The sequence below is a fragment of the Actinomycetospora atypica genome, assembly GCF_042653685.1.
Classification (GTDB): domain Bacteria; phylum Actinomycetota; class Actinomycetes; order Mycobacteriales; family Pseudonocardiaceae; genus Actinomycetospora; species Actinomycetospora atypica.
On the sequence record NZ_JBHSIV010000018.1, the window covers coordinates 98,266 to 109,794 of the forward strand.

An 11,529-nucleotide genomic window follows, 5' to 3' on the forward strand; every position below is an offset into this window, starting at 1 on the left:
GGATCCGAGGGCTGGGCGTCCGGATCCGCCATGTCCCGATGATCTTGGCCTGCTCCCCGGTCGATCGTCAGGCGATCGGCCCCGGTGACCCGTTCGACCCGGCGTCCGCGACACCGATGGTCGAGCTCCGCTGCGCTCCGTCTCCGGCGCCCTGGGTCGCGATGGCCTCGGCCTTGGCCACGGCCGCGGCGATCTCGGGGTCCGTGCGGGTGTCGAACCAGTCGGCGACGTCGTCGTCGTGGTCGCCGGGGCGCTTCGTGGTGACCTCGTCGTCGACGGGCGAGGGCTGGAAGCGGAACACCCCGTCCTCCCCCGGCGCCCCGAGCATGCGGGTGAAGCCCTCGAGGGCCTTGCCGAAGTCGCTCGGCACCACCCACATCTTGTTCGCGTCGCCCTGCGCCATCTGCGGCAGCGTCTGCAGGTACTGGTAGGCCAGCAGCTCCGGGGTCGGCTTACCGGCCTTGATCGCGGCGAACACCTTCTCGATCGCCTTCGCCTGGCCCTGCGCCTGGTAGAACCGGGCGGCCCGCTCACCCTGCGCCCGCAGCATCCGCGACTGCCGGTCGGCCTCCGCCTCGAGGATCGCGGACTGCTTGGCGCCCTCGGCGTTGAGGATCGCGGCCTGCTTGTTGCCCTGCGCCTCGGTCACGGACGCCTCGCGGTGGCCCTCGGCGGTGAGGATCATGGCGCGCTTCTCCCGGTCGGCGCGCATCTGCTTCTCCATCGAGTCCTGGATCGACGGCGGCGGGTCGATCGCCTTGAGCTCCACGCGGACCACACGCAGGCCCCACGGACCGGTGGCGTCGTCGAGGGCCCGGCGCAGCCCGGTGTTGATCGTCTCGCGGGAGGTCAGGGCCTCCTCCAGGCTCATCCCGCCGACCACGTCCCGCAGCGTCGTCGTGGTCAGCTGCTGGACACCGTTGATGTAGTCGCTGATCTCGTAGACCGCGTTGCGCGGTTCGGTGACCTGGTAGTAGACGACGGTGTCGATCGACACCGTCAGGTTGTCGCGGGTGATCACCGGCTGCGGCGGGAACGAGACGACCTGTTCCCAGAGCGCCACCCGCTCGCGGATGCGGTCGATGAACGGCACCAGGAACGTCAGGCCGGGCTCGGCGGTGCGCTGGTAGCGGCCGAGGCGCTCGATGACGGCGGCCTCGGCCTGGCGGACGACGGTCACACTCTTGGCGACCGTGACGACCACGAGGATCAGCACGAGCACCAGGAACACGAGGAGGACGGTTCCCACGGTCCTCACCCCCTTCCGGGGTCGGCGGCGGTGACGACGGCCGTCGCCCCCGAGATCTCGACGACCGTGACGGCGGTGCCGGCCGCGATGTCGTCGTCGTGCAGGGCCCGGGCGGACCACAGGGCGCCGCGGATCCGGACGGTGCCGGTGCGGGCGGTGATCGCCTCTTCCACCTCGGCCCGGACGCCGAGAAGGGCCCGGGTGCCGGTGTTGACGGTCTCGTGCCCCCGCAGCCGCCGGTTCACGGCCGGGCGCACCAGGAGCACGAGCAGCCCGCTGAGCACGGCGAACACGGCGAGGTCGGGCCCCAGGGGGACCCCGAGCGCGGACGCCCCGGCGGTCCCCAGCGCGGCGGCGCCGAGCATGGCCAGCACGAGGTCGCCGGACAGCACTTCGGCGACGACGAGCAGAACCCCCGCGATCGCCCAGATGAGCGGGATCACACCGCTCAGTCTGCCGGATCCGGCGTCAGGTCGTGACGAAGTCGATCAGCTGTTCCATCGACGTGATCAGCGGCGTCTCGAGGTCGGTCCACGTCGACACGGCGCCGAGCACCCGGCGGGCACCGTCGCGGTCGTCGCCCCAGCCCAGCGCCTGGCACACGCCGGTCTTCCAGTCGATCCCGCGGGGCACCTTGGGCCACGCCCGGATGCCGACCACCGAGGGCTTCACGGCCTCCCAGATGTCGACGTAGGGGTGGCCGAGCACCTGGACGTACTGGGCGGCCGGGCCGAGCTCGCGACGCAGCCCGTCGGCGATCCGCGACTCCTTCGAGCCCGTCACGAGGTGGTCGACGAGGACGCCGAGCTTGCGGTCGGGCCCGGGGGCGAACTCCCGGGCGGCCTCCACCAGCACGTCCGCCCCGTGCAGGGGCTCGACGACGACGCCCTCCACCCGCAGGTCGTGGCCCCACACGCGCTCGACGATCGCGGCGTCGTGCAGACCCTCCACCCAGATGCGGTGCGGCAGTGCGACCTTGGCGCGGCGGTCGTCGGCGCGCACCGACCCGGAGGCCGACCGCTTCTGCTCGGGTGCCGTCCGCGGCCGCGGCGGGGTCAGTGTGGCGAGCCGACCCTCGTAGAGGAACGACGCGGGCTTCATCGGGAACAGCCGTCGGCGGCCCGCGGCGTCCTCGAGCACCACCTCGCGCACGTCGGCGCGGATGACCGCGCCGCAGAAGCTGCCGGTGGCGTCCTCGACGACGAGGCCGGGCTCGGCCTCGACGGTGAGGATCTCGACCTTGGGCTTGTGGCTCGTGAGGCCGGGCAACGAGGTCGAGCTCCGCTTCGCTCCGTCTCCCGGCAGCCCGCCGGAGCGCCCGGCACCGCTCGACGGACCGCCCTGCTTGGCGCCCATCGGCGCCCGGCCGACGCCGCCCGTCGTCCGGAAACCCGCCTCGCCGCCCGAGCCGTTCATGCCCCGGCCCTGTGTCCTCGCCACGGCGGACGACGCTAATCGTCGGGGCACCGATCATCGCTCCGCGACACGCGTGCTTACCCTGGTCGGCATGCCTGCTGCGAGCGCGTCCCTGGCGGTGTGGAGCGCGGCCTGGATCGCCGGGGCCGCTGCCGCCGACGACGTCCTCGACGCCCTGGCCCCGTGGTCGGAGGCGCACGACGTCGTCGCGGCCGATTTCGGGGTCGCGGCCGAGACCGACCTGCCCACCCCCGACCACGCCGGCGAGGGCCTCGGGGCGCTGCTCGTGCTGCTGCGGCGCCGCGTCGGGCCGCTCGGGCTCGACGCGCGGGTGGTGCTGCCCGCCGCGGGCGACGTCCGGGGGCTCCCCGGTCCCGACGACCTCCGCACCGCGGCGCTGACCGCCGGCGAGTGCACGGTGTTCGCGGGGGCGGGGCTCGCCGTGGTGCCCGCGCCCGTCGCCGACGGGGTGCTGCGCTGGACCGTCCACGTCGTCGCGAACGTCCCGCCGCAGGCGCACCCGTCCCTCGCCGACGCGGAGCACGACCTGCGCGCCGGCGTCCGCGACGCCGCCTCGACCCTGGCGGAGATGAACGTCGCCCGGCCCCGCGACGGGGTGCGCGAGGAGATCGCGGCCAGCCTGCGCCGCCGACCCCAGCCCAGCTGGCCCGCCGGCACCCCCGGCCGCCCGCTGCGGGTGCTGCAGCACGCCGACGAGGTCGAGGCGATCCTCGTCGCAGCGACCGGGGACGACCCGGGCGGCGCGCTCACCTCGTCGGCCGCGCTGGCCCGTACCGACGCCCTGCGCCCGCTCGCGACCGCTGTCCGCGCGGCGCGGGTGGCGGCGGTCGCCGAGACGGTGCGGGTGCTGACGGCCGCCTGAGGGGGTTCTTGGAGCGAGCGGCACTCTCGCTGCTTCTACGTGCGCGAGAGTGCCCTTGGCTCCTTCACGACGATGCGGGGCGACGCCGGACCGGGGGTTCGCAGCACCCGGGCGCGCACAGCGAGCCGTTGCAGCCGACCCCGGCGCGCGGAGCGGACCCCAGCGTCCTCGCCTCGGCGCCCTCGACCTGTTCGCGGATCAGCTCGACGATCATCCGGACGAAGCGCGGGTCCGACCCGGCGCTCCCCGCCCGCGCGAAGCCGATCCCGATCTCCTCGGCGTGCTCGGCCGCCTCGTTGTCGAGGTCCCACACCACCTCGAGGTGGTCGGAGACGAAGCCGACCGGGCTCACGACGACCGCGCGCACGCCCTTGCCGTGCAGCGTGTCGAGGTGGTCGACGATGTCGGGCTCCAGCCACGGGATCTGCGGCGGCCCCGAGCGCGACTGCCACACCAGGTCGTGGTCCGTCGCGCCGACCGCGTCGGCGACCAGCTGTGCGGCCTCGGCCATCTGCCGGGAGTAGCGGTGCCCGCCCTCGTCGGGGAGCCCGGCCGTCTCGTCGGCCGAGATCGGGATCGAGTGCGCGGTGAAGACGAGGCGGGCGTCGTGCCCCGCGTCCAGCTTTTCCCGCGCCGCCCGGACCCCGTCGGCCACGGACTCGACGAACAACGGGTGGTCGTAGAAGTGGCGCAGCTTCGTCAGGTCCGGCGCCCCGCCGGTGCGCTCGGTCGCCGCCTCGCGGGCCCGGGCGATGTCCTCGTGGTACTGCCGGCAGGCCGAGTAGCCGCCGTAGGCGCTGGTCGCGAGCACGAGAGCGTTGCGCACCCCGTCGTTCGCCATCTCGGTGACGGTGTCCTCGGCGAAGGGGTGCCAGTTGCGGTTGCCGAAGTAGACGGGCAGCTCGAGCCCGGCGTCGGTCAGCTCGCGGCGCAGGGCGGCGACGAGTTCCCGGTTGAGGGCGTTGATCGGGCTCACGCCACCGAAGTGCTGGTAGTGCTCCTCGACCTCGTCGAGGCGCTCGGGCGGCACGCCGCGCCCGCGCGTGACGTTCTCGAGGAAGGGGCGGACCTCGTCGCGGGCCTCCGGGCCACCGAAGGACAGGACGAGGACGGCGTCGTACGGGGTGGTGCTCACTCCCCCATCGTTCCCCGATGCGGCCGACCTGCCACTTGTGACCTCGAACTGCTCCGTTCGGCCGATCCCTCGGACGGGTGATCAGCTCTACCTTCTCTCACACAGTGCGGCGAGGGGGGCTCGTCGTACCGCCGGGGGGCGAGATGGATGAGCTGATCGACGTATCGATCGTGGGTGAGCCGGTCGTCTACGGCGCAGGTCTCTTCGCGCTTCTCATCGTGGTCTTCGCGACCGCTCTGGCCAGTCCGATCGTGTCGGTGGCCCACGAGGGCGGCCACATGGTCATGGCCGTGCTGACGTTCCGCGGCTTCAGTTCGTGGCGCTACACCGACAAGGGAACGGAGACCCGGGGCGTCAAGACGGGGTGGGGACCCGGGCTCCTCCTCACGCTCGTCGCCGGGTTCCTCACACCGCCGCTGTTGGGTGTGGCCGGCGCGGCGGTTCTCGCAGGAGGAAACGCCTGGGGCGTTCTCGTGGTTGCCGCGATCCTCCTGTTCGGAGCGTTCCTCTACGCCGGAGAGGTGTCGGCGAACATCTTCACCGCTCTGCTCCTCGGGGCAGTGCTCCTGGTCCTGTGGCGGGGGTCGTCTCTACTCCAGCTCACGGTGGCGGCAGGGATCGTCTGGTTGCTGCTGCTTGGAGGGGTCTATCAAGCCGTGCGGATGAGCCGTGCGGAGAAAACGTGCGCCGCACAGATGGCACGCGCCACTTTGATCCCGACGATCGTGTGGCAGGGGTTCTGGCTGGCCGTGGCGTTGGTGAGCCTGTACGCCGGAGCTCGGCTGCTGTTCGTCGGGGACGGCTGGCCCGACGGGGTCTGGCCGTTCGACGAGCGGGTCTGACGAAGATCACGTCGACCGGTCGGCCAGCGCCCTTCGTGGCCGTGCTCGAGGGCCCTCCGCGACCGGTCGTGCTGATCATGCAGCCGAGCTGCCGACCCGCCGTGGCCCGTGCCGCGACGGCGCGGCGGACCGCACGTTCATCAGCGGGCCCCGCTGCGCGATGGACCGTGTGTGCCACGCACACGGCCAGGCGGAGTCACTGATCGGACGGACGTCGCGTTGCGGGACGCAACGCCGGAGCTGAGCAGATCGAGCCGAGCTGGCCGTGTGCGGGGCGCAACGCCGGAGCTGGGTAGATCGAGCCGAGCTGGCCGTATGCGGGGCGCAACGCCGGTGTGGGCCGCGAGTCGTGCCGAGCTGGCCGTGTGCGTAGCGCAACCCGGTGAGGGGGCGCTGACGGTGGCTGCGGGAGCCTTCAGCGCTCAGCCGGAAGAGTCAGGCACCCATCGCGTGGTAGCCGCCGTCGGCGTGGACGACCTCGCCGGTGGTCGCAGGCATCCAGTCGGAGAGCAGGGCGCAGATCGTCTTGGCGACCGGGGTGGGGTCGGCGAGGTCCCAGCCCAGGGGCGCCCGCTGGATCCAGGCCTCCTCGAAGGTGTCGAAGCCCGGGATCGACTTCGCGGCCATCGTCCGGACCGGGCCGGCGGCGACGAGGTTGGCGCGGATGCCGTCGGGGCCGAGGTCGCGGGCGAGGTAGCGCATCGTCGACTCGAGGGCCGCCTTGGCGACGCCCATCCAGTCGTAGCCGGGCCAGGCGACGGTGTTGTCGAAGTCCATCCCGACCAGCGACGACCCGCGCCCGAGCAGCGGCCGGCACGCCATGGCAAGCGACTTGAAGGAGTACGCCGACACCTCGACCGCGGTGGCGACGTCCTTCCATTCGGTGTTGAGGAAGTTGCCGCCCAGGGCGTCCATCGGGGCGAAGCCGATGGAGTGCAGCACGCCGTCGAGGCCGTCGACGTGCTCGCGGACGGCGTCGGCCAGCCCGTCGAGGTGCTCCTGGTTCTGCACGTCGAGCTCGATGACCGGCGCCTCGTGCGGGAGTCGCTGGGCGATCCGCTTCACGAGCGAGACCCGGCCGAAGCCGGTGAGCACCACGGTGGCGCCGGCCTCCTGCGCCGCCTTCGCCGCGTGGAACGCGATCGAGGCGTCGGTGATGATCCCGGTGACCAGGATGCGCTTGCCGTCGAGCAGACCCACGAGAACTCCTTGTCGATGTGGCCGGAGGCCCCGTGAGCACTTTCCGGGGCTATGGCCCCGGAAAGTGCTCACGAGCCGGAGGCACCTAGTGGCCCATGCCGACGCCACCGTCGACCGGGAGGACGGCGCCGGTGATGTAGCCGGCGTCGTCGGAGGCGAGGAAGGCGACGGCCTTGGCGATCTCCCCGGCCTGGGCGGTACGCCCGAGCGGGATCGCGGCCATCATCTCCTCGCGACGCTTGTCGGTGAGGTCCGCGGTCATGTCGGTGTCGACGTACCCGGGGGCGACCACGTTCGCGGTGATCCCCCGCCCGCCGAGCTCCCGGGCCACCGACCGCGCCATCCCGACGAGGCCCGCCTTCGAGGCCGCGTAGTTGACCTGGCCGGGCGCGCCGGTCATGCCGACGACGCTCGAGATGTAGATCAGCCGCCCGAACCGGGCCTTCATCATCCCGCGCGTGGCGCGCTGGGTGACCCGCCAGGCGCCGGTGAGGTTGGCGTCGAGGACGGCGGTGAAGGCGTCCTCGGGCATCCGCATGAGCAGCCCGTCCTGGGTCACCCCCGCGTTCGCGACGACGACCTCGACCGGCCCGTGCTCCGACTCCACCTGCGAGAACGCGGCGTCGACGGCGGCGGAGTCGGTGACGTCGCAGATGACGCCGTGCAGGCCCTCCGGCGGCTCGCCGCTGCGGTGGGTGATCACGACGGTGTCGCCGCGGGCGGCGAGCTCCTGCGCGATCGCGAGGCCGATGCCCCGGTTTCCTCCGGTCACGAGCACGACCCGGCTCACGCATCTCCTCCAACGTCGGCGGCGGGAGACGAAGCGCAGCGGAGCTCGACCCCGGTCGGTCGGCGCGAACGCTAGCGGCTACCGACAGGTAGGGGCGAACGACGGAGATGCGTCACGTCTCAGGGCAGGCGGGCGCCGAGCGCGAACGCCGTGCCGAGGCCCAGCACGACGAGGATCGTGCCCGCCATCAGCCAGTCCGCGCCGGTGTCGACCTCCTGCGACTCGTAGCCGATCTGTTCGCGCAACGTGTCGTAGGTGGCGCGCAGGTCCTGCTGGGTGGCGGCCTTGGAGAAGTCGCCGCCCGAGCGGCGGGCGATCTCCTGCATGTCGGAGTCGGCCACCGGGACCGGGACCGGGCGGCCCTCGATCTCGATCTCGCCGTAGTCGGTGCCGAACGAGATCGCCGAGATGGGGACGTTCTGCTGCTTGGCCTGGTCGGCGGCGGTGAACGCGCCGCGGGGGGCGTCGAGGTCGGACGGGATCGTCTGCTTGCCGTCGGAGAGCAGGATGACCCGGCCGGGCGGCGGCTCCTCGGGCCCCTGGATCTGGGTGGCGATCGACCGGATCGACGACAGCGAGGCCTGGATCGCCTCGCCGGTGGCGGTCGACTCGGCGAGCTGCAGCGTCGCGATCCCGCGCTTCACGGTCTCCCGGTCGCGCGTCGGGGACACCAGCACGGTCGCGGTGCCGGCGAACGAGACGAGCCCGAGGTTGATCCCCGGCGGCAGCTGGTCGACGAACTCGGTCGCGGCCTGCTGGGCGGTCTGCAGCCGGCTGGGGCTCACGTCGGTGGCGCGCATGGAGAGCGAGACGTCGATCGCGAGCATCACGGTGGCCCGGTTGCGGGGCACCTGCTCGGTGGCGAGCGGGCCGGCGAGCGCGATCACGAGGCAGGTCAGGGCGACCAGGACGAGGGCGACGGGCGCGTGGCGGAGCCGCCCGGGGCGCTTCGGCGCGATCTTCTCGAGCACGCCGAGGTTCGTGAAGCGCATCGTGTTCCGGCGCCGGCGGCGCTCGTTCCACACGTAGGCCGCGGTGAGCGCCGCGACGACGAGCAGCGCCAGCAGCCACCAGGGGTGGGAGAACACCTCAGCCCCTCCCGGAGACGACGGGCGCACTGCTCTGACCCGACCAGCCGCGCTTGCGGGCCACGACGAACCGGACCACGTCGGCGATCCAGTCGCGGTCGGTGCGCAGCCGCAGGTGCCCGGCCCCGCAGGCGCGCAGCGCCGTCGCCACCCGCTCGCGGTGGGCCGCGGCCTCGGCGGCGAAGCGGCGCCGCAGGGTGGGCGTGGTGGTGACCTCGCGGGAGTGCCCCGACTCGGGGTCGGCGAGCACCACGGTGCCGACGTCGGGCAGCTCCTCGTCGCGCAGGTCGCCCACCTCGATGGCGAGCACGTCGTGGCGCACCGCGAGGCCGCGCAGGGCCCGCTCCCAGTCGGCGTCGCCGAGGAAGTCCGAGATCACGACGACGAGGCCCCGCCGCCGGGGCGGGTTGCGCAGCGCCTCGAGGGCCCCCACGAGGTCGCCGCGAGTGCCCTCGGGGGCGCGGGGCGTGGACGCGATGCGGCGCATGAGGCCGTGGACGTGCGCCGAGCCGCCGCGGGCGGGCAGCCGGACGAGGCCCGTCCCGTTCGCGACGACCGCCCCGATCCGGTTCCCCCCGCCCTGCGTCAGGTGCACGACCGCCGAGCACGCCGCCACCGCGAGGTCGCGCTTCTCGCACCCGCCCGTGCCGAAGTCGAGGCTCGGCGAGAGGTCGACGACCAGCCAGGTCTCGAGCTCGCGGTCGGCGATCGTCTCGCGGATGTGGGGCTCGGACGTGCGGGCGGTGACCGACCAGTCCATGCGCCGCACGTCGTCGCCGGGCTGGTAGACCCGCGCGTCGCCCGCCTCGGAGCCCGGTCCGGGGACGAGCCCGAGGTGGTTGCCCTGCAGGAGGCCGTCGAGGCGGCGGCGGACCGTCAGCTCGAGGGTGCGCAGGGCGGCCTGGAGGTGCGCGCCGTCGGGCGCGAGCGAGGGCGGGTGCGGCTCGGCGGGCCCGCCCCGCCGCGGCGGGACCACGTCGGCGCCCGGAGAGGCGGGACGGGCCTCGTCGGGCTCCCGGTCACGGCCCTCGGGCGCGACCCCCAGGCGCCCGAGCAGCCGCGGCCACCACGAGGGGCCGGACTCCGCGGAGCTCACGAGCCGGCCGCCGCCTGGGGCCCGCCACCGTGCTGGGTCGGTCCCTGCTGGCTCGGCCCCTGCTGCGGGCCCTGCGGCGCCGCTCCCTGCTGGGGGGCCTGCGACGCCGGGCCGGTGACCGCGACGGGACGGGCGCTGACCTGGGGCAGCGGCACCGTCTGCAGCAGGCGGGTGACCACGTGGTCGACCGGGACGCCGTCGGCGAGCGCGTCGTAGGACAGGACCAGGCGGTGGCGCAGCACGTCGGGTGCGATGTCTACGACGTCCTGGGGCAGCACGTAGTCCCGCCCGCGGACGAGGGCGAGCGCCCGGGAGGCGGAGATGATGCCGAGCGACGCGCGCGGCGAGGCCCCGTAGGCGACCCAGCCGGCGACGTCGGCCATGCCGTGCTCGCCCGGCGACCGGGTGGCCACGACCAGGCGGACCACGTAGTCGACCAGGGCGTGGTGGACGAACACCTGCGAGGCGACGTCCTGCAGGCGGCGCAGCTCCGCGGCGTCGAGCACCGTGTGCGGCGTCGGCGGGCGCACCCCCATGCGGTAGACGATCTCGCGCTCCTCGTCGGCCGTGGGGTACTCGACGAGAATCTTGAACAGGAACCGGTCGCGCTGGGCCTCGGGCAGCGGGTAGACGCCCTCGTTCTCGATGGGGTTCTGCGTGGCGAGCACGAGGAACGGGTCGGGCATCGGGTGGCTGACCCCGCCGATCGACACCTTGCGCTCGGCCATCACCTCGAGCATCGCCGACTGCACCTTCGCGGGCGCGCGGTTGATCTCGTCGGCGAGCACGAAGTTCGACACGACCGGGCCGAGCTCGACGTCGAACGCCTCACGGCCCTGGCGGTAGATCCGGGTGCCGAGGATGTCCGACGGCACGAGGTCGGGCGTGAACTGGATGCGCGCGAAGGAGCCGCCGACCACCGTCGCGAACGTCTCGACGGCGAGCGTCTTCGCCACGCCCGGCACGCCCTCGAGCAGCAGGTGGCCCCGGGCGAGCAGGCCGACGAGCATCCGCTCGACCAGCCGGTCCTGCCCGACGATGACCCGCTTGACCTCGAGCACGGTGCGTTCGAGCTGCTCGGCGTCGTGCGCCGGCGTGGACGGCTGATCCGACTGCGCCCCGGACGGTGTCGTCACTGCCGCGTCTCCATCTCGATCACGTACTGGCCCCTACTGACGTCGGGCGTGACGGTACCCACCACCCCCGACAGCGTGTCGGGCCCCAAGCACACGGCGCGAGCGGTGTGGTCACGGTGAGTACCGCTCAGAGCAGTCGGGTGACGGTGGGGACGAGCTCGGCGTCGAACCGCACCGGGGTCATCCGGACCACCTTGCCCGACTCCGGGGCCTCCACCATCTGGTCGTCCCCGAGGTAGAGCGCCACGTGGTGGATGCCGTCGCCGTCGGCCCAGAAGAGCATGTCGCCGGGGCGGCGCTCGTCGAGCGGGACCTTCCGCCCGGCCTCGGCCTGGTAGCCCGAGTAGTGCGGGAGCTGCTTCCCGACCCCCGCGAACGCGTAGATCATCAGTCCCGAGCAGTCGAAGCCGATCCGGTCGAAGTCGCCGAAGGCGTCCGCGGTGCCGCCGTCGCGGATGCCGCGGGTGGGGCCCTCGCCGTTCCCGCCGCCCCACGCGTAGGTGGTGCCCAGCTCGGAGAGCGCCCGGTCGATGACGATCCGGACCGGGTCCTCGGCGGGCTCCGGGGCCGGCGGCGCCGGGGTCGTGGTGGGGGCGGGTCCCGACGACGCCGGGGCCGGGGCCGGGGTGACGGCGGCCGGGGCGGGCTTCGCGGCCAGCCGGGCCCGGGCGGCCGCACGCCGGGCGGCGTCGGC

General features: G+C 73.5%; 12 protein-coding genes. 2 read left to right on the forward strand and 10 right to left on the reverse strand.

Going from position 1 to position 11,529, the window contains the following annotated elements:
- Positions 1–67 precede the first annotated feature (67 nt).
- From ACFPBZ_RS17375 to ACFPBZ_RS17385, 3 genes are read right to left on the reverse strand one after another with little or no spacing between them, the layout of a single operon-like run.
- Complete coding sequence (locus ACFPBZ_RS17375) at positions 68–1,249, reverse strand: SPFH domain-containing protein (RefSeq protein ID WP_378037338.1); 1,182 nt, start codon at positions 1,247–1,249, stop codon at positions 68–70.
- A 5-nt stretch (positions 1,250–1,254) separates the two neighbouring features.
- On the reverse strand, positions 1,255–1,692 hold the full coding sequence (locus tag ACFPBZ_RS17380) for an NfeD family protein (protein ID WP_378037339.1): 438 nt from the start codon (positions 1,690–1,692) through the stop codon (positions 1,255–1,257).
- Between the two features lie 25 nt (positions 1,693–1,717).
- The gene (locus ACFPBZ_RS17385) at positions 1,718–2,665 is read right to left on the reverse strand and encodes a DUF3097 family protein (RefSeq protein ID WP_378037355.1); all 948 of its coding nucleotides are present in this window, start codon (positions 2,663–2,665) and stop codon (positions 1,718–1,720) included.
- A 91-nt stretch (positions 2,666–2,756) separates the two neighbouring features.
- On the opposite strand from ACFPBZ_RS17385, the gene ACFPBZ_RS17390 reads away from it, so the two are divergent.
- Complete coding sequence (locus tag ACFPBZ_RS17390) at positions 2,757–3,548, forward strand: hypothetical protein (RefSeq protein ID WP_378037340.1); 792 nt, start codon at positions 2,757–2,759, stop codon at positions 3,546–3,548.
- A gap of 64 nt (positions 3,549–3,612) precedes the next feature.
- On the opposite strand, the gene ACFPBZ_RS17395 is transcribed toward ACFPBZ_RS17390, so the two are convergent.
- Positions 3,613–4,683, reverse strand: a complete 1,071-nt coding sequence (locus ACFPBZ_RS17395; protein WP_378037341.1) for a ferrochelatase — start codon at positions 4,681–4,683, stop codon at positions 3,613–3,615.
- 143 nt (positions 4,684–4,826) lie between these two features.
- On the opposite strand from ACFPBZ_RS17395, the gene ACFPBZ_RS17400 reads away from it, so the two are divergent.
- Positions 4,827–5,525, forward strand: a complete 699-nt coding sequence (locus ACFPBZ_RS17400) for a M50 family metallopeptidase (RefSeq protein WP_378037342.1) — start codon at positions 4,827–4,829, stop codon at positions 5,523–5,525.
- 435 nt (positions 5,526–5,960) lie between these two features.
- On the opposite strand, the gene fabI is transcribed toward ACFPBZ_RS17400, so the two are convergent.
- The 6 genes from fabI to ACFPBZ_RS17430 all read right to left on the reverse strand — a co-directional run.
- A complete protein-coding gene (gene fabI, locus ACFPBZ_RS17405) occupies positions 5,961–6,725 on the reverse strand; it encodes an enoyl-ACP reductase FabI (RefSeq protein WP_378037343.1) in 765 nt (254 codons plus the stop codon).
- Positions 6,726–6,810: 85 nt separating this feature from the next.
- The gene (gene fabG / locus ACFPBZ_RS17410) at positions 6,811–7,515 is read right to left on the reverse strand and encodes a 3-oxoacyl-ACP reductase FabG (RefSeq protein ID WP_378037344.1); all 705 of its coding nucleotides are present in this window, start codon (positions 7,513–7,515) and stop codon (positions 6,811–6,813) included.
- Between the two features lie 119 nt (positions 7,516–7,634).
- Entirely contained in the window at positions 7,635–8,603 is a 969-nt protein-coding gene (locus ACFPBZ_RS17415) for a VWA domain-containing protein (RefSeq protein WP_378037345.1), read from the reverse strand.
- Between the two features lies 1 nt (position 8,604).
- The gene (locus ACFPBZ_RS17420) at positions 8,605–9,498 is read right to left on the reverse strand and encodes a DUF58 domain-containing protein (protein ID WP_378037356.1); all 894 of its coding nucleotides are present in this window, start codon (positions 9,496–9,498) and stop codon (positions 8,605–8,607) included.
- 197 nt (positions 9,499–9,695) lie between these two features.
- Complete coding sequence (locus ACFPBZ_RS17425) at positions 9,696–10,835, reverse strand: AAA family ATPase (protein ID WP_378037346.1); 1,140 nt, start codon at positions 10,833–10,835, stop codon at positions 9,696–9,698.
- 127 nt (positions 10,836–10,962) lie between these two features.
- Positions 10,963–11,529 (reverse strand): NlpC/P60 family protein (locus ACFPBZ_RS17430; RefSeq protein WP_378037347.1); only part of this gene is annotated, 567 nt, incomplete at its 5' end.